This window comes from Nocardia sp. NPDC004604, from assembly GCF_040609795.1.
Taxonomy (GTDB): domain Bacteria; phylum Actinomycetota; class Actinomycetes; order Mycobacteriales; family Mycobacteriaceae; genus Nocardia.
Genome location: NZ_JBEXLC010000176.1, coordinates 1 through 17849 on the forward strand (window position 1 = coordinate 1; position 17849 = coordinate 17849).

Below are 17849 nucleotides of genomic sequence, written 5' to 3' on the forward strand. Positions count from 1 at the left end.
TCGCGTCCGAGCCGTCGAGACTCGCGACTGCGTCGCATGCGCTTCGACGACTCGGCTGAGTTCGATGGCCGAGCGTTCGGCTCGGACGCGAGACGGGCCGCGAACGGTCGCTCGTAAGACTCGCTCCGTGGTGGGCGCCTGGGGTGGGTAGTTCGGCGCCGGAGGTGCGCCGCCAGGTGGTCGCGGCTAGGGCCTGCGGTGTAGGTGCTTCGACGACTCGGATGCGAGACGGGCCGTGAATGTCGCCCGTAAAACTCGCTCCGCGGGGGTCATCTAGGGCGGGTAGTTCGGCACCGGTCAGTGGCCGCCCCGGCCGTTTTCTTCGGATGCCAGGTTGGCCATGATCTCGGCCACCGAAAGTCGGCGTGAGGAATTGCCGGAATCGGCGTCCGGGTCGACCCGGCGACGTCTGCGGGAGGTGGCGGTGCCGACGGGCGGGACGGATGTCGTCGGGGGCGGTGGCGACTCCGGATGTGGCGTCCGGGTGGACGGCTCCGGCGTCGAGAAATCGAGCGACGAATACTGGGTCGGCTCCGGCGGCGCCAAGCGCGGCGGCACGGTCGGCTCGAGCGGATCCAGTCGCGGTGGGACCCCGGTCTTTTCCGGATCCTCGGTGAACGCGTCCGCCCAGCCGATCGGTCCGGTGTGGTACCCATCATCGAAATCGGCATCGGTGATTTCCGAGTCGTCCACATTGTCGACCGGTACGACAGCGGTCTCCGCGGTCACCGGATCGTCGAAGGGGCTGGCGAACAGCGGGGCCTGCGGATGATCGAATTCGAAGACCGGGGTGAAACTGCTGCGGGATTGCTGGGAGGCCGTATCCGGCCAGTCGTCGGCATTCGTCGAGCTATTGTTGGACGAATTTCCAAATGCGCTCGGCAGCTCCTGAATCCGGGTCGAATCGGCCCGCAGCGCGGGGCGGTCCATCGGCAGATCGCCGTCGAAGAGCCGCTGCAGACTCTGTCGGAGCACGGTGAGTTCGGCGCGCAGGGCGGCCATTTCGGCTGCGTCGGCGCCGACCTCCTCGCGCACTCGCGCCTCGACGCCGAGTTCGTATTCTCGTCGCGCGGTGACCTCGCGCTCCAACTGGAGCTCGTACACCGTCTGCAGGTCACGAACCTTGGCCTTATCGATCGTGGCTTCCTTGCGGTACCGCGTCGCGGCCAAAGCGCCGATGACGGCAGCCCACAGCGCCGCGACCAAACCGATCCGGACGAACTGCAGCCGATCGCTGAAAACCAGGAAAACGCTGGCAACCAGACCGAGAAGAATCAGGGCGCCAATGAACAATTTTCCCGCGTCGTCCTGCCGTCGACGAGAGGTGCTGGTACGGGAGGGCGAAACCATGCACGCCAGGGTAGCTTGATCAGCCAGCCGCGCCCAGATTCTCACAGGGGAACAACAGCAAGAATATTTTCTACGTAGTTGCCGGATCGTCGGAAGGGTCCTCGGGAGCGCGGCAGCAATACTCCAGCCAGAGCGCCGCAGCAACCAATGCCGCCCCCGCCAGCATCCCGACAATGGCGCCCGGACTGTCCGCACCCGCCGCATTCAAGGTGCCGCGCTGCGGAAAAACCCAGAACAGGAAGCCCAGCCAGACACCGGCGGCGAGCGAACCGACCTGTGCGGAGGCCTTGGCAAGCGCGACCGCACGAGCCGCGGTGATCGGATGCAGCTCATGGGTGCCGTCACCGATCTGATGTTCATTGACCCGCGAGCGGATCACGAAGCCGAGCGCGACCTCGATCGCGGCCACCGGATACAGCGAGGCACCCGCATAGATCGAGATCGGCGGGAAGCTGCCGTAGGCCATGCGGGTGAGCAGCCAGGCGATGAGGGCCGCGATAACGACATTTGCGACGAGGTCCAGAATCCGGGTCGGCTTCAGCTTCACGACGCCGATCCCCCCGTCGCGGTCGCGCCCGGTAGCGCGAATTCGGTCGATCGGACACCCGCGCGTTCGGCCGCGTCGAGTTCGGCGAGCAGCTCGCGCACCGGCCGCGCGGTCCCGTCGACCTCGAGTACCGCATCCGGCTGCACGTCCAACCACGGAATCAGTACGAAGGCCCGGTTGTAGGCCTGCGGATGCGGCAGGGTCAGTTCCGGATCGTCGCTGTGGCAGACCTGTCCGCCCTCGGCGCACCAGACCACATCGACATCGAGGGTTCGCGCGCCCCAGCGCACCTCGCGCACCCGCCCCGCGGCCTGTTCCAGCTGCTGGCCGATGCGCAGCCAGTCACGCGCACCGAATTCCGGATCTTCCACCAGCACAATGGCATTGAGGTAGTCGTCCTGTTCGACACCGCCCCACGGCGCGGTCGAGTACACCGGCGATACCGCGACCGCCCGCCGCCCGAGTCCATCGACAACGCCGCGCAGATGCGCGAGCCGGTCGCCCAGATTCGAGCCGATCGACAGTACGGCGTTGCTCATGCCAGCGCCCCCCGCTGCCGTGAGGTGACGACGCGGACATCGGCGAAGGTGTGTGGGATCGGCGCGGACGGCTTGTGCACCACGACCTCGACGGCCTGGATGCGCGGATCGGTCATCGCATCGTCGGCGATCTCGGAGACCACCTTCTCGATGAGATTGCGCGGCGGGCCCTGGATGATCTGGACCGCGCGCTCGGCGAGGCCGCCGTAGTCGATGGTGTCGGCCAGGTCGTCGGTGGCCGCGGCGGCCGCGAAATCGGCCCACACCGTCAGATCCACCACGAACTCCTGACCGTCGCGGCGTTCGTGGTCGAAGCAGCCGTGATAGCCGTAGGCACGCAGCCCGCACAGCTCGATCCGGTCGAGCTGCTCACGCCCGGCCGTCTCCCGGCCTACCTTCATGTCGCGGCTCCTCGCGTGCTGTGCCGGGCGGCGCGCTGCCAGGCGTCGGTTACGGCGATGGCGTCCAGGGAGGCGCGCACATCGTGGACGCGGACACCCCAGGCCCCGTGCAGCGCGGCCAGCGCCGACACCGTCGCGGTGGCGGTCTCCCGGCCATCCGGTGGGCGCGGGCCAGCGGCATCGGCGAGCAGGGCGCCGAGGAAACGTTTGCGGGAGGCGCCGATCAATATCGGCAGCCCGTGGCCGACCAGTTCGGGCAGCGCACCGAGCAGCGCCCAATTGTGTTCGGCGTTCTTGGCGAAACCGAGACCGGGATCGAGTACCAGCCGGGACGGGTCGACGCCGGCCGCGATGGCCAGCTCGACCTGCGCCGTCAATTCGGCGAGCACCTCGGCGACCACATCGTCGTAGTGGTCGGCCGGACCGGTGTGCCGATAGTCCGCACCCGCCCGCCAGTGCATGAGAATCCACGGGACCTGCGCCGCCGCAACGACTTTCACCATATCGGGATCGGCGCGGCCGCCGGAGACATCGTTGACCACCGCGGCACCGGCGGCGATCGCCGCCGCCGCCACACCGGCCCGCATGGTGTCCACGCTGGTCGGCACGCCCGCGGCGACCAATCCGCGAATTACCGGGACCACGCGCGCGGCCTCGGTTTCGGGATCGATCCGCACCGCACCGGGCCGGGTCGACTCGCCACCGATATCGATGATGTCGGCACCTGCCCGGTACAGCTCGATGCCGTGCGCGATGGCCAGGCTCGGATCGAGGTAGCGGCCGCCGTCGGAGAATGAGTCGCTGGTGACATTCACCACGCCCATCACCACACAGGAGCGACCGCCGCGCGCGAGTCCGTGCAGCTCCACCGCGCCCTGCCTCACTTGCGCAGGATCAGATCGAGGGCCTCGGCCCGCGAGGCGGCACTGGTCTGCAGCAGGCCGCGCACTGCGGAGGTGGTGGTGCTCGCGCCGGGCTTGCGAATGCCACGCATGGCCATACACAGGTGCTCGGCCTCGATCACGACGATAGCGCCGCGCGGATCCAGCTTGCGCATGACGGCTTCGACGATCTGGCTGGTCAGCCGCTCCTGCACCTGCGGACGCTTGGCATAGAGATCGACCAGCCTGGCCAGCTTGGACAGTCCGGTCACCCGGCCGTGCGTCCCGGGGATATAGCCGACGTGCGCGACGCCATGGAAGGACACCAGGTGGTGTTCGCAGGTCGAGTACAGCGGGATATCGCGCACCAGCACGAGCTCCTGGTGGCCTTCGTCGAAGGTGGTGTTCAGCACCGAATCCGGCTCTAGGTAGAGCCCGGCGAACATCTCCCGGTAGGAGCGGGCGACCCGCGAGGGCGTATCGATCAGACCCGGACGGTCCGGGTCCTCGCCGACCGCGATCAGCAACTCCCGGATCGCCGCCTCGGCGCGGGCCTGATCGAACGAGCGGCCTGTCTCGAGTGCGACCAGCTCCGGCTTGGCCGGCCCCGAACCGTTGTGCTGGACCTTATCCGCTTCGTCGATGGCGGCATTGCCAGTGCGGCGGCCACCGACGTGATTGTTGGCAGACAAGCGAGACACCTCCAAAATCTCAGGTACCGGCAATCACCCGGCACCCAGATGGTCGAGCCTAATCGCCACTGGTCAGTGCCGACCGTTCGGTCCATCCCAATCGTGGTTCTCGCCATCGTTATTCCCGGTGCCGGTGGCGGGCTCGTCGTAGGGGTCGTTGCCGTGCCCCTGCTGACCCCACTGCTGCTGCGGCTGCTGGTACCCGTGGCGCGGCTGCGGCTCACCCTGCCAGCCGCCGTGACCGGGCTGACCCGACTGCTGCTGCGGCTCGTCACGCGGCGGCCAGCCCGGCGCCGACCAACCGGCCGGGGCGCCGTAGTCGGGTCGCGAGCCGTGCGTCGATCCCGGCCGCGGGTATGCCTGGGTCGGCGCCTGCGGCAGCGGATAACCGGTCGCGGGCTGCTGTGAGTAGCCGCCGTAGCGCGGTTCCTGGTAACCGGCGTCCGGGTAGCCATTGGCCGAGGCGGCTTCGCGCTGCGGCAGCCGCGGCTTGACCGGCTCCTGCGGCGGCCACGGCTCACCGCGTTCGGCGGCCAGTTCACCAGGGGTCTTCACCGGCGGCTTATCCGAGGGGACGCGCTCGCCGAAATCGTTGAACGCGGTGATCCGCGGCCGCTTCTCCACCGCAGCGAGAATCTCCTCGAGATCCTTGCGGTGCAATGTCTCGCGCTCCAGCAGCGCCGTGGCCAGCACGTCGAGCACATCGCGATATTCGTTGAGGATGGCCCACGCCTCGGTGTGCGCGGCCTCGATGAGATTGCGCACCTCCTCGTCGATGGCGCCAGCGACCTCGTGTGAGTAGTCCGAACCCATGCCCATCGAGCGACCGAGGAATGGATCGCCCTGTTCCTGGCCGTAGCGCACCGCGCCGAGGCGCGCGCTCATGCCGTATTCGGTGACCATCGCGCGGGCGATCTTGGTGGCCTGATCGATATCGGAGGAGGCACCGGTGGTCGGCTCGTGGAACACCAGTTCCTCGGCCGCGCGGCCACCCATTGCCATCACCAGGCGGGCGATCATCTCCGAGCGGGTCATCAGGCCCTTGTCGTCCTCGGGCACCGTCATGGCGTGGCCGCCGGTGCGACCGCGGGCCAGGATGGTGACCTTGTAGACCGGCTCGATATCCGGCATCGCCCATGCGGCCAGGGTGTGGCCACCCTCGTGGTAGGCGGTGATCTTCTTCTCGTGCTCGCTGATGATGCGGCTCTTGCGGCGTGGACCACCGATGACGCGGTCCACCGATTCCTCGAGCTGCTCGCCGGTGATCACCGCGCCGTTCTCGCGGGCGGTGAGCAGGGCGGCCTCGTTGACGACATTGGCCAGATCCGCGCCGGACATGCCGACGGTGCGCTTGGCCAGGCCGTCCAGATCGGCCTCCGGCGAGATCGGCTTGCCCTGCGAATGCACCCGCAGGATGGCCCGCCGACCGGCCAGGTCCGGATTGCTGACCGGGATCTGGCGGTCGAACCGGCCGGGACGCAGCAGCGCCGGATCGAGGATGTCGGGGCGGTTGGTCGCGGCGATCAGGATGACGCCGGTGCGATCGCCGAAGCCGTCCATCTCGACCAGCAGCTGGTTCAGGGTCTGCTCGCGCTCGTCGTGACCGCCGCCGAGGCCAGCGCCGCGCTGGCGGCCGACCGCGTCGATCTCGTCGACGAAGATGATGCACGGGCTGTTCTGCTTGGCCTGTTCGAACAGGTCGCGCACCCGGGAGGCACCGACACCGACGAACATTTCGACGAAGTCCGAACCGGAGATGGTGAAGAACGGCACCCCGGCCTCACCCGCGACGGCACGCGCAAGCAGGGTCTTACCGGTACCGGGCGGGCCGTAGAGCAGCACGCCCTTGGGGATCTTCGCGCCGAGCGCCTGGTAACGCACCGGATTCTGCAGGAAGTCCTTGATCTCGTAGAGCTCTTCGACGGCCTCGTCGGCACCGGCCACATCCGCGAATGTGGTCTTCGGCATATCTTTGGTCAGCTGTTTGGCCTTCGATTTGCCGAAGCCCATCATGCCGCCGCGGCCACCGCCCTGCATGCGGGACATCACGAAGATGAACAGTCCCAACAAGATCACCATCGGCAGTACGAACAGCAGGATCTGGGTGAACACGCTGTCCTGTTTGACCACGGTGTTGAAGGGGGCGCCGGACTTCTGCACGGCGTCGAAGACCTGGTTGGAGGTCTCGCTGCCACCCGGGTACTTGGCAAGGATCTTCTTCGAGCCGGAAGTGGCGTCGGTCCCATTGTTCAGCTCGATGCGCAGCTGCTGCTCGCGGTCGTCGATCTGGACGTTCTTGACGTTGCTCTTGTCGGTCAGCTGACTCAACGCCACCGAGGTATCGACGCTCTTCCAGCCGCGTGTGTCATTGCTGAAGTAGCCGAACGCATAGATCACGAGCGCAATGCCCGCGACTATGGCCAGAGTGCGAAACACAGTCTTGCGGTTCATAGAGCTTAGGCCGGGCGGCCAGTCCTTTCCGGTGTCTCCGGTGCATGCCTAGCGTGGCGTCGGGCGCGTCCCGTCCAGTGGTTCGGATGCGGACAGGCCACGTTACCGCGTACGGTCTAGTCGATACATCGCGCAGTTCGGCAGCTGGTGTAGTTCGACAGGTAAACGGCTGGGGAACGTTCGTGGTTCCCGAGGTCTCCGGTCGGGGTTACTCCAAGTGGTCACAATCATGTCATGTTCGGCCTATCGTGAGCGACGACACAACACCGCGGTGCGAGCGACGGGCCCGAAGGCGGTAGCTTGCGTACCCCACGTGGGCCCCCGGGAGCACCGTAAACAACAGAGCGCAGGGGGTATGGACATAGTCGAGCTACGGACACCCACAGCGATACTGCGGCACGGACGCGGGCGATTGATCGTGCTGCGACCGGGCAGTGACGGCGAGCGCGTGCTGGATGTGCCGGTGACCGACCTACTCAAGGTCCGGCTCAACCGACGTGCCGACGACGCGGTCGTCATCGAGATCTACCTACGCTATCCGACTCCCGTGCTGACCGGCGTGCCCGCCGACCGCACACCGCTGCCCGTCCTCATCGCCGAACACGACTTCCCCGCGGCCGCCGAGATCGTCGAGCGCATCAATGACCAGATCCTGGCCGGTCAGCGCGTCGATGTCGCCGCCCCCGATCTACAGCCGCCCGCCCCGCAGTGGGGTAAGAACGGGCCGACCCGCGCCGATGTCGATCGCGCCGTGCGGCGGATGGCACCCAAGCGCGATGCCAAGTCGGCGATAGACGCACTGCATCGCTATGTCACCGCCGACGAATATGTGCTCGAGACCGCGATAGCCATCGCACATCCGCCTGCGGGCAGCGGCCCCGGCCTACTGGCCGCGACCACTGGGCGACTGCTGTTCATTTCCATCGGCGCCGGCGACAAATACGCGCATGAGCTACCCATCCCCGCCGTCCTGTGGGCACGCACCACCGAGGGCGCCGCAGGGGCGCCGGGCGAGATCGGTTCGGCGCGCGGCGAAACCGGTATCGACGTACACGACGGGAATATCACGCTGCGTTTCACCGGCACCGACCGAGCCGATACCGAACGCGTCACCTGTGCGGTGAATTTCGCCGTCCGGCGCGATTCGGCGAACGGCGCGGCGGGTCCGGCCGATCCCGGTGTCGCCCAGCTCTATTCCGAGTGGGAGTTACTGGTGGAACGGCATTCCCTCGGCATGGTCGATGACGGACAGTTCCAGCGTTACGGCCGAGGAATCCTGCGCTCACTCCCCGACGGGAACTGACTGTCTTCGATTTGCCGCGCCGGCAGCGCTGCGTGTACGCGGCCCCGAATATTTCAGCATCGCGTAGCGATTCGATGAGGGGTGGTGGTCGGGCGACGGGCGGGCCGCGCGTCCGAGCCGTCGAGACTCGCGACTGCATCGCCTGCGCTTCGGCCACTCGGCTGAGTTCGATGGCCGCGCCTTCGCGCAGACGCGAGACGGGCCGCGAACGGCACTCGTAGGACTCGCGCGTGGTGATTACTTCTCAGCGCTGGGCTCCGCCAAGGTAATCCGCCGCCAGGGACTCGTCGGCCGCAGCCACAGGCGTAACAGCTCCATGCGCCGATCCACGCCGCCGTTTTTCAGTTCGGCCAGATCCTCACAGGCCTGCCAGTAGGTCCAGCCGGTCAGGTAGGCATCACCGAATTGGCGCCAGTTCTGATATTTGCGCTGGGCCAGCGGCAGTGCCCGCAGCAGATAGTCCCAGGCCACCTCGGCATCGAGATAGCCTGCGGTGAAAGCCATTCGGGCCACCGCGACCACTCGGGCCAGATCCCAGGCATGGATATCGCTCGGCAGCGGCCGGGCCAGATGATCGGTGAAGCCGATCTTGATCGCCTGCGACCAGATGTCGTAATCGCGGACCAGCGCCTCCGGATTGTCCATCCCCCGGAACGAACCGACCTGACGCAGGAAGGCCCGATGCCGATCGGCCCGCTCACCGAACCGGTCGCGTTCACTGGCATTGATCGATGCCATCACCAGCGGATGCACCATCGCGTACAGCGGTGCGTGCATACCGTTGAGCAACTGCTCCATAGAGGCCCGCGCCTCGGTGCCGTCGGTAATGCCCCATGCGCCGGTCAGCGTATCGATAGCGAGTTCGCGGCGGTCGCCGAGCGGATGGTCGCGCTCGGGCCCCAGCAGCAGCGCATCGTGGAACGCGTCCCAGCGCGCCGAATAGAAGCCGCCGAGCGCGAGGGCGCGCAGTTCGTCATCCGATATCGCCGCGCCGGACCAATGATCCTCTTCCCGCTTGTCGAGTTCCTCGTAGGGGAAGGTGGTCAGGGTGGGTACACCACGGGCAGGCATGCCACCGATTGTTCCCCATCGATCTTGGAAGCGGCTGAGTAATCGTCTGGCTTTGTCGGATTGGATTCTTGTCCTGCCGAGGGCAGTACTGAGGGCTAATGTGCACGCATGAGTAGCAACATCACCCTCCTTCGTGGCCTGGACCCTGCGCCTACCGAGCAGGAAATCTATGCTGCCGCACTGCAGTACGTGCGTACGGTCGGTGGCGTGTCCGGCCTGAGCACCACAACCAAGGCGGCGGTGGACAAGGCGGTGAACGCCATCGCGGCCGCGACAACGCAATTGCTCGCGGATCTGCCGAATGCGCGAGTGGCACCGATCACCGAACCGCCACCACGCCGCGAACGTGCGGGTGCGGAGACGGAATAGTTCGTAGCGGTTCAAGGTAGGGCGTCCGTGCCGTAAGTGGCGACGCAGGCCAGCGCGATCTCGAGCGGCAGCCCGCGCGCTTCGATCGGATGGCCGAGCAGTTCCTCGATCCGCTGGATCCGATAGCGGACCGTGTTCTTGTGCACACCCAGTAGTTTCGCCGTGGCCTCCGGGCTGCGATGGCTCTTCAGATACGCGTGCAGTGTTTCGCGCAGGCGTGTGGCATTGGCATCACGGCCCGCCAGCGCGCGCAATTCGCGTCCGATCAGACCGCGCATGGCCGCGTCGTCGGCGCCCACCAGATAGGCGATCTCCACCTCGCGATAGCCGGTCATCCGCGCTCCCGTCGCGCTGCGCTCGGCCACCTGCCTGGCCGAGACAGCTTCGCGATGACTGTTGCGGAATCCGGCCAGGTGCGCCGCTGGCACACCAAAGGCGACCCGCATCGGCGGCTCCACCGATCCGGCCACCAGTCGTGCCAGCCGACCGGGTTCGGCCATGTGCGCCGCATGCGCCTCATCATCCAAGCCGACCCAGGCCCACATGCCACTCGCACCGGACGGAACCGTCAGCACCCGCGTGCTGCCGAGCGCGGCCGCCAGTCGCGCCGCGACCCGATCCAGCTGTCCGCTCATCTCGGCGTCGCCCGACTCGTCGGCCCAGAGCACGAAGGCCAAATGCTGTTGGGCGAGGCGATATCCGAGCCGAATCGAGGCCTGGTCGATATCCACGTCGCCGTCGGCCAATAGCGCACGGACGGTTTCGGAGCGTCGGTTGAGATCGGCGCGCAGGATCCGTTCGCGTTCCTCCATGTAGGTGTCGGTCAGCGCCTCCACCGAATTGCTGACCCATCTGATCGATCGCTCGAACAGCCGCAGCATGACCGCGCGCTCGATCTGCTGTGGCGGACGGCGCTCCTCGATCGCATCGCTCATGTAGTCGAGTACGGCCTCCTGCCCGACGTGGTAGGTCCGCAACAGCAGTCGCAGCTGGAAGCCGCGCCGGGCGATCGTGCGCGCGAAGGCGTGCACCTCGTCGGGCAGCGTGAAATCGAAGGTGTCGCTGGTCAACCCGCTCAGCATGACCCTGGCATGTGCCCTGGTGCTGGCCGCGAGATCACGGCGGATATCGCGGTCGGCGAGCTCCGGGATGCGAGCGATGATCGCGTTGTCGAGCCGGTCCACGATCTGCTCGAGTGTCTGGGTCCGCATCGTCTCGTAGACATATTCGGCCAGCCAGTCGCGCACGACCTCGACGTTCGGATCCGAATCGGTCCGCAGCGGCTCCGTGGTCGCCGGACGATCGGTCGAGGCAGCGACCATGATTCCTCCGAGTTGTACTTTTGATACAAAATCAACCGAGTCGGTTGACAAAAAGGCCCAAGAAAGTCCCGCAATCTTGTGTCACGATCATAGGTCAGTGAGCTGATTCACAGTAGTCGGCTGCCAGCGGTTCACAGCACAACGTCAGTGGGAGAACAGCAGTGACCAACACCGAATCGGTGCCCGGCGCGGCAAAGAAAGCGACGGCACGCAAGACAGCGGCAAAAACGACGGATCCGACGCCGATCGAGGTGCGCAATCCGGGTACCGGTGCGGTGGTCGGCACCGTGCCGGAACAGAGCGCCGAGGCGGTCGCGGCCAAGATCCGTGAATTGCGCCTGTACCAGCCGGAGTGGGAGGCCATCGGCCCCGACGGCCGCAAGGAATGGCTGTTGAAACTGCAGGACTGGATCATCGACAATACCGAGCACCTGGCCGACGTGCTGCAGTCCGAGACGGGCAAGCCACGGGTGGACGCGCTGATCGACCCGGCCTTCTCCACCGATCTGATCGGCTACTACGCGCGCCGGGCCGCCAAATTCCTCGCCGACGACCATCCCTCGCCACACAGCCCGCTGGCCCGGGTCAAGAAGCTGACCACGGTGTACAAGCCGTATCCGGTGGTCGGCGTCATCACGCCGTGGAACTTCCCGCTGGCCATGCCGGTCATCGATGTGATCCCGGCGCTGGCCGCTGGCGCCGCGGTGATCCTCAAGCCCTCGGAGGTGACCCCGCTCTCTGCGCTCGAATTGGCAAGGGGCTGGGCCGAAATCGGCGCACCGCCGGTATTCGCCGTGGTCACCGGTGCGGGTGCGACCGGCGCCGCGGTGATCGAGAACGCCGACTACATCCAGTTCACCGGTTCGACCGCGACCGGGCGCAAGATCGCGGCCGCCTGCGTCGAGCGGATGATTCCCTACAGCCTGGAATTGGGCGGTAAGGATCCGGCCATCGTGCTGGCCGATGCCGACCTGGATCGCGCCGCGCACGGCATCGCCTTCGGCGGCATGTTCAATTCGGGCCAGGTCTGCATCTCGGTCGAACGGGTGTACGTCGAGGCGCCGGTCTACGACAGGTTCGTCACCAAACTCACCGACGCGGTCCGGAATCTGCGTCAGGGCCTCGACGGGCGCGAGTCCGAACATGACGTCGGCGCGCTCGCCAACGAGAACCAGGTCCAGATCGTGCAGCGCCATGTCGATGAGGCCATCGCGGCGGGTGCCCGGGTCACCACCGGTGGCAAGCGGACCGGTGTCGGCACGCTGTTCGAGCCGACCGTGCTGGTCGATGTCGACCAGAGCATGTCCTGCATCACCGAGGAGACCTTCGGCCCGACCCTGCCGGTGATCAAGGTCGCCGACGAGGCGGAAGCCGTTCGGCTGGCCAATGATTCGATCTACGGCCTGTCGGCCTCGGTGTGGACCGGGGACAAGGAGCGCGGCGAGCGGGTGGCCCGCGAACTCGATGTCGGCGCGGTGAATATCAACGATGTCTTCGTCAATCTGTTCAGCTTCGCGCTGCCGATGGGCGGCTGGGGGCAGTCCGGGGTCGGCGCCCGCTGGGGCGGTCCGGACGGGGTGCGCAAGTACTGCAGGCAGAAGGCGATCACCACGCCGATCCTGCCGACCCAGCAGAAGGAACTGCTCTGGTTCCCGTACCAGATGCCGAAGGTGCTGTTCGGGCTCGGCGCGATGCGCGCGGCAGGGGCTCGCGGTCTGCGGCGGATCAATATTCCGGCCATCTTGAAGCTCAAGGGAGACAACAAGTGACCGCGGCGCGAGCGACGGGCCCGGAGGCGGCAGCGGAGCGTGACCACGGAGGGCACCGGGAGCGCCGCAAATCCAACACGGCCGTGGCGAAGATCCGTGGCAAGGTCGTCGTGATCACCGGCGGTGCGCGCGGCATCGGACTGGCCACGGCGACCGCACTCCAAGCGCTCGGCGCCAAGATCGCGATCGGCGATATCGACGAGACCACGGTCAAGGAGTCCGGAACCACCCGGAATTTCGAGCTGTACGGCAGGCTCGATGTCACCGATGCCATCTCGTTCGAGAGCTTCCTCGACGAGGTCGAGCGCACCGTCGGTCCGATCGATGCGCTGATCAACAACGCGGGCATCATGCCGACCGGCAAATTCGTCGACGAGCCGGACCAGATCACCCGCCGCATCCTCGATATCAATGTCTACGGTGTGATCCTCGGATCCAAACTGGGCCTGGCCCGGATGCTGCCGCGCAAACGCGGACACGTCATCAATATCGCCTCGCTCGCGGGTGAGACCCATATCCCCGGCCTGGCGACCTATAACGCCAGCAAGCATGCGGTGCTGGGCTTCACCGATACGCTGCGGGAGGAGTACCGGGGTTCCGGTGTCGCGTTCTCCTCGGTGCTGCCGACGCTGACCAATACCGAACTCGGCTCCGGTGTGAGCGGCCCGAAGCTGCTGCGCCCGGCCGAGCCCGAGGAGATCGCCGACGCCATCGTCGCGTTGATCGCCGCACCCCGATCCAAGGTCCGGGTGACCGCGGTGGCCGGTCTGCTCTCGCAGCTGGTGAATCTGCTGCCCGAACCGGTGGCCGATGGACTGGCCAGGGCGCTGGGGTCCAGCAATGCCTTCCTCGACGATGTCGACGCGGTCGAGCGCAAGGCGTACGAGGATCGCGCGCGCGGCCTCTGATCGCGCATCGAGGGCGCCGCGGTCGTGTTGTCGCGACCACGGCGCCCTCTCGCGCTTCGGCGACCGCAAACATATTTGTGACCAATCTCACTACTCACGGCTGTAACGGCTCCGACGTCGTTGCGGGCCGGTTTCTCCGCGGGTGACCGGTCACACTTCGACACGCCGAAACCGAGGCTCCGAGCCTGCCTCGCGCCACATCATTGCTGGTCATCTGCCCAATTAGCTTCGGCGAGGTCGCACGCACCACGAGTGCCGGAGATTCGCCAAGTCGATGGTGCAAATGACCATGACAGGCCATATGCTGTCTCTAACAAACCTGTCGACTGTTTCAGCTGCCATATCCAGACTTTCCGGCTTCAATAGGCTAGAAATTCAGGACCGATTCTGATAGCAAGGGGCTATGGACCCGCATTTGCGCGACCTGCGGTATTTCGTCGCCGTCGCTGAGGAACTGCACTTCACCAACGCCGCTCAGCGGCTGCACATCGCTCAACCCACCCTGTCGCGTCAGATTCGTCAGCTGGAACGCCAGCTCGACGTGGTCCTGTTCGACCGCAACCAGCGCAGCGTGGCGCTGACCGTCGCGGGTAAGGAACTGCTCGAGGGCGCCCGCAAGATCCTGGAGCTGTGGGAAGTCACCAACGTCTCCCTGCAGGAGGCGGGTGAGGTGCTGCGCGTCGGCATCCAGTCCGCGCTCGGCCGCGGTCTGCTCAACGATCTGGAGAGCGCGAGCGGGCACCGGCTCGCCCTGCACGCCGCCTCCTGGACCGACCCGTCCAGCGGTCTGGCCGGTCGACAGGCCGATCTGGCGATGGTCTGGCTTCCGCTGCCCGATCCGAACCGGTTCCGCTGGCAGGTGCTGCGCACCGAACCGCGCTGGGTGCTGCTGCCGGAGAACCATCCGCTGGCCGATAACGAGACCATCGACTTCGCCGACCTGCTCGACGAACCGTTCATCGCGCTGCCCACCGAGGCCGGTGCGGTGCGCGACTTCTGGCTCGGCAACGACGCGCGCAATGGCCGTCAGCCCAAGATCGGCGCCGAGGCGGCGACCCCTGAGGACAAGCTGGAGGCGGTGAGCCTCGGCCTCGGCGTCTGCCTGCTCGCCGAGAACAATGTGCCGATGTACCGCTGGCCCGGACTGACCGCCCGCCCGCTCAACGGGCTCGCCCCGTGCGAACTGGCCGTCGCCTGGCGCGCCGACGATAACCGGCCGACCATTCTCGAATTCGCCGCACGCGCGGTAGAGGGCGGTTTCTCGGTCCAGCACCAGGCCGCCGTCGCGAGTTAGTCGCTCACCGTTCGCTTCCAGGGGTGGATCGACTCGAGCTGCGCCGACAGGCGCAACAGGGTCGATTCACCGCCGGGCGGTGCCGCGAGCTGGGCGGCGACCGGCGTCTTCGAGCCGGGGTGCATACCCATCGGGATCGAGGCGGCGGGCCAGCCGACCATATTCCACAGCGGCGTGAATGATGAATACCGTGCGCTGGTAACGACATTCGCCAACCAGCCCAGGTTGTGCCAGGCCCGCGCCCGCGGCGGCGGCGCGGCGAGCGTCGGGGTGATCACGACGTCGTAGCGCTCGAAGAATTCCAGCAGTCGCGCCTCCACCCGGTCCACCTGAGCCGGGCGGATCAGCCGCAGGCGCTGGACCAACCGGCCGAGTGCGAGGTGTCGGCGGGTGCGCGGCTGCAAACGTTCGGGGTGCACGAGTGTCACGGCCTCGCGGGCGGCGAATGCCAGCCAGCGCAGGCCAACGGAGATGATCGATTCGCCATACGGCAGGGTCGCGGGCTCCACCAGGTGCCCGGCCGCGACGGCGGCCGAGGCAGCGGTGCGAGCCGCCACGGTCCAGTGCCGATCGACCCGGAACAAACGTGAGGGCGGCGCAACGGCCAGCCCGATGCGTAGTCGGCCCGGCGGATCTAGCTCGGCTAGGTCCGGACGCGCGGCCAATACCGATAGCGCGAGTGCCGCATCACCGACCGTGGTTGCGAGCACACCGCTTTCGACCATCCCCGACCAGGAATCGACGCCGCACTCGGCTGGCACGGTGTGCCGTCCCGGCTTGATCCCGAACACCCCACAGCAGGCCGCGGGAATCCGCACCGAACCGAGCCCGTCACTGCCGTGTGCCACCGGTACCAGCCCGGCGGCGACCGCCGCGGCCGAGCCGCCCGACGATCCGCCGGTGCTGCGCGCGGAATTCCACGGGTTGCGGGTGATCCGGCCCTCGCTCTCGGTGGTGCTCCACAGCCCCAGCTCCGATACCGCGGTCTGCCCGACCACCACCGCGCCGGCGGCCCGCAGTCGGCGCACCACCGGATGGTCGGCGGCGGCCGGACGGGTATCGGTCGCCGCGGAACCGGCCGACGTCGACTCGCCCTCGACCGCGATGTTGTGTTCGATCGCGATGGGAACACCCGCCAAGGGCAGCACGTCCAGATCGGAGCGCTGTTCCAGCGCGAGCGCCTCGGCCCGCGCCGAGGCCGAGCGAACGACGGCGAAAGCGTTCGTCTTTCGATTTCCGGCGGCGATCCGGTCCAGGGCGGTGCCGATCGTCTGGGTCGGTGTCAGCGAGCCGTCGCGCACGCTCGCGGCCATCGCCGAGGCCGGACCTCGTGCCATGCCGGATTCGCGTGGCATGCTGGATTCCATCGAAGTATGCACGGCGTCGGCCGCCGCACCGGACACCCCGTTGGCGGTCTGCACCTCCGGGGGCTCGGCTGCCGGAGTCATGGCTTTGCGGTCACGTTCGGCTACCGCCTTCGTGCCCGTGGCTGCTTTTTGCATGTGCTGGTTCTTCCCCGTCGCGTGGTTGTCGAAATCGGGTGATCCGCTGTTGAGCCGCAAGTTATCATTCCGATTACTGCTCGGGGGACGATGGCGTCGGGTGTGGCGGAAAATTCATCGGCACATCCACCGACCGAACACTGCGGATTCTCTGGATCCGCTCAGCAGCTAGGTCCGAAAATGAGTGCAGATTCCGAAAAGACTTACCGACCCGGTCTCGACTCCGATCCGACCCGCGATTGGGGTGGACCGCTGCTGCACACCGATAACGAGGTTGTCGGGGCGTTCTCCGCCGCATGGGAATCGGCCAGCTGGGAATCCGCCAGCCGACCGCCGGAGATCGCCGACTTTCTGCCCGATGCGGAGTCCCTGCGCCAGGCGGCACTGATCGAATTGATCCGCGTCGACCTGCGACATCGCTGGATCCGGCGCAGCGCTGCGGCGCGCGCGACGGATACGGAGACGGTAACCGAGCGGGCATCGCCCGAGGAACACCGCGAATCCAGTAGCGACCCCACCGCGCGCAAGCGCCTTTTCGACTACTGCGCCGAGTTCCCCGAACTCGAACCGGGTGGTATTCCAGCGGGTTTGGTCTATGAAGAGTTCGTCATCCGCAGGCATAGCGGCGAGCGCGTCGACCCCAAGGATTGTCTGCGGGAATATCCCGAACAAGCGGCCGAATTGCGCGTGTTGCTCAATGCCGACGACTTCGATCAGAGCACTCGACGGGCGGTGCTGGAGGATTCCGTACTGACCGAGTTGGCCAGAACTCGCGCGGCCGCTGAGCAGACCCGGACCGCGCAATACAACGAACTGAACGAATCGACCCAGCTGAACCAAAGCATGGGGTCCGTTCGTACTAATGACGTGACCCGCGCAACCGTCGATTCGAACGCAACGGCAGCCATCGACCCGAACGCAACCGCAGCCATCGACCCGAACGCAACCGCAGCCATCGACCCGAACGCAACCGCAGCCATCGACCCGAACGAAACGGCAGCCATCGATTCGATCGGGACCTCGACCGCCACCCGGACCACGGTCGGCAACGGTGGTCCGGGGAGCTTCGACGCGCTCGACCAGATCCAGATCGGCCAGCGCATCGATGATTTCGATCTGCTCACCGGGCTCGGCAGCGGCGCCTTTGCCCGCGTCTTCCTGGCCAGGCAGCGGTCATTGCAGCGATTGGTCGCGGTGAAGATTTCCGCCGACCACGGCACCGAACCGCAGACCCTGGCCCAGCTGGATCACGACTACATCGTGCGCGTCTTCGATCAGCGGCTGCTCGGCTCGGAGGACGCCCGCGATCCGGCCATGCGCCGACTCCGGTTGTTGTACATGCAATTTCTGCCCGGCGGCACATTGCTCGGCGTGCTGCGCTGGCTACGCGCGTGGGAACAGGTGTGGCCTCCTTGCCATTGTCACCAGACAATAACTTACTCAAATAATT

The 17849-nt window shown here is 66.7% G+C and carries 15 protein-coding genes and 1 pseudogene; 6 read left to right on the plus strand and 10 right to left on the minus strand.

What is annotated here, in order from left to right; translation table 11 throughout:
• Positions 1 to 297: 297 nt before the first annotated feature.
• From ABZW16_RS38005 to ftsH, 7 genes are all read right to left on the minus strand, one after another.
• Positions 298 to 1350, minus strand: coding sequence for a DUF6779 domain-containing protein (locus tag ABZW16_RS38005; RefSeq protein ID WP_354960976.1), 1053 nt, complete (start codon positions 1348 to 1350; stop codon positions 298 to 300).
• Between the two features lie 70 nt (positions 1351 to 1420).
• Entirely contained in the window at positions 1421 to 1891 is a 471-nt protein-coding gene (locus tag ABZW16_RS38010; protein ID WP_354960986.1) for a DUF3180 domain-containing protein, read from the minus strand.
• A 2-nt stretch (positions 1892 to 1893) separates the two neighbouring features.
• Positions 1894 to 2436 carry a 2-amino-4-hydroxy-6-hydroxymethyldihydropteridine diphosphokinase gene (folK, locus tag ABZW16_RS38015; RefSeq protein ID WP_354960977.1) on the minus strand — a complete coding sequence of 181 codons (543 nt, stop codon included), beginning with the start codon at positions 2434 to 2436 and terminating at the stop codon, positions 1894 to 1896.
• Positions 2433 to 2837: a dihydroneopterin aldolase gene (gene folB, locus ABZW16_RS38020; RefSeq protein WP_354960978.1), complete on the minus strand. Its 405-nt coding sequence runs from the start codon at positions 2835 to 2837 to the stop codon at positions 2433 to 2435. Before folB ends, folK begins: the two co-directional genes overlap by 4 nt.
• The gene (folP, locus tag ABZW16_RS38025) at positions 2834 to 3661 is read right to left on the minus strand and encodes a dihydropteroate synthase (RefSeq protein WP_354960988.1); all 828 of its coding nucleotides are present in this window, start codon (positions 3659 to 3661) and stop codon (positions 2834 to 2836) included. Before folP ends, folB begins: the two co-directional genes overlap by 4 nt.
• A gap of 56 nt (positions 3662 to 3717) precedes the next feature.
• Complete coding sequence (gene folE, locus ABZW16_RS38030) at positions 3718 to 4362, minus strand: GTP cyclohydrolase I FolE (protein ID WP_354960989.1); 645 nt, start codon at positions 4360 to 4362, stop codon at positions 3718 to 3720.
• Between the two features lie 120 nt (positions 4363 to 4482).
• Positions 4483 to 6861, minus strand: coding sequence for an ATP-dependent zinc metalloprotease FtsH (gene ftsH, locus ABZW16_RS38035; RefSeq protein WP_354960979.1), 2379 nt, complete (start codon positions 6859 to 6861; stop codon positions 4483 to 4485).
• A 355-nt stretch (positions 6862 to 7216) separates the two neighbouring features.
• Between ftsH and ABZW16_RS38040 the strand changes: the two genes are divergently transcribed.
• The gene (locus tag ABZW16_RS38040) at positions 7217 to 8164 is read left to right on the plus strand and encodes a hypothetical protein (protein ID WP_354960980.1); all 948 of its coding nucleotides are present in this window, start codon (positions 7217 to 7219) and stop codon (positions 8162 to 8164) included.
• Between the two features lie 237 nt (positions 8165 to 8401).
• On the opposite strand, the gene ABZW16_RS38045 is transcribed toward ABZW16_RS38040, so the two are convergent.
• Positions 8402 to 9235: a DUF1266 domain-containing protein gene (locus ABZW16_RS38045; protein ID WP_354960981.1), complete on the minus strand. Its 834-nt coding sequence runs from the start codon at positions 9233 to 9235 to the stop codon at positions 8402 to 8404.
• A gap of 108 nt (positions 9236 to 9343) precedes the next feature.
• On the opposite strand from ABZW16_RS38045, the gene ABZW16_RS38050 reads away from it, so the two are divergent.
• Positions 9344 to 9604 (plus strand): DUF2277 domain-containing protein, encoded by a 261-nt coding sequence (locus tag ABZW16_RS38050; RefSeq protein ID WP_354960982.1) that lies wholly within the window; start codon positions 9344 to 9346, stop codon positions 9602 to 9604.
• Between the two features lie 11 nt (positions 9605 to 9615).
• Here ABZW16_RS38050 and ABZW16_RS38055 read toward each other — a convergent pair whose 3' ends face one another.
• A complete protein-coding gene (locus ABZW16_RS38055; protein WP_354960983.1) occupies positions 9616 to 10926 on the minus strand; it encodes a helix-turn-helix domain-containing protein in 1311 nt (436 codons plus the stop codon).
• A gap of 161 nt (positions 10927 to 11087) precedes the next feature.
• On the opposite strand from ABZW16_RS38055, the gene ABZW16_RS38060 reads away from it, so the two are divergent.
• The 3 genes from ABZW16_RS38060 to ABZW16_RS38070 all read left to right on the plus strand — a co-directional run bounded on the left by ABZW16_RS38060 (position 11088) and on the right by ABZW16_RS38070 (position 14897).
• Complete coding sequence (locus tag ABZW16_RS38060) at positions 11088 to 12695, plus strand: aldehyde dehydrogenase family protein (protein WP_354960984.1); 1608 nt, start codon at positions 11088 to 11090, stop codon at positions 12693 to 12695.
• Between the two features lie 83 nt (positions 12696 to 12778).
• The gene (locus ABZW16_RS38065) at positions 12779 to 13603 is read left to right on the plus strand and encodes an SDR family oxidoreductase (RefSeq protein WP_354960990.1); all 825 of its coding nucleotides are present in this window, start codon (positions 12779 to 12781) and stop codon (positions 13601 to 13603) included.
• 403 nt (positions 13604 to 14006) lie between these two features.
• Positions 14007 to 14897 carry a LysR substrate-binding domain-containing protein gene (locus ABZW16_RS38070; protein ID WP_354960985.1) on the plus strand — a complete coding sequence of 297 codons (891 nt, stop codon included), beginning with the start codon at positions 14007 to 14009 and terminating at the stop codon, positions 14895 to 14897.
• Here the strand turns inward: ABZW16_RS38070 and ABZW16_RS38075 are convergent.
• Positions 14894 to 16234 carry an amidase family protein gene (locus ABZW16_RS38075; RefSeq protein ID WP_354960991.1) on the minus strand — a complete coding sequence of 447 codons (1341 nt, stop codon included), beginning with the start codon at positions 16232 to 16234 and terminating at the stop codon, positions 14894 to 14896. The two genes, ABZW16_RS38070 and ABZW16_RS38075, sit on opposite strands and share 4 nt — an antisense overlap.
• Before the next feature lie 345 nt (positions 16235 to 16579).
• Here ABZW16_RS38075 and ABZW16_RS38080 point away from each other — a divergent pair.
• A pseudogene (locus tag ABZW16_RS38080) lies at positions 16580 to 17849 on the plus strand (hypothetical protein); the annotation flags it as partial.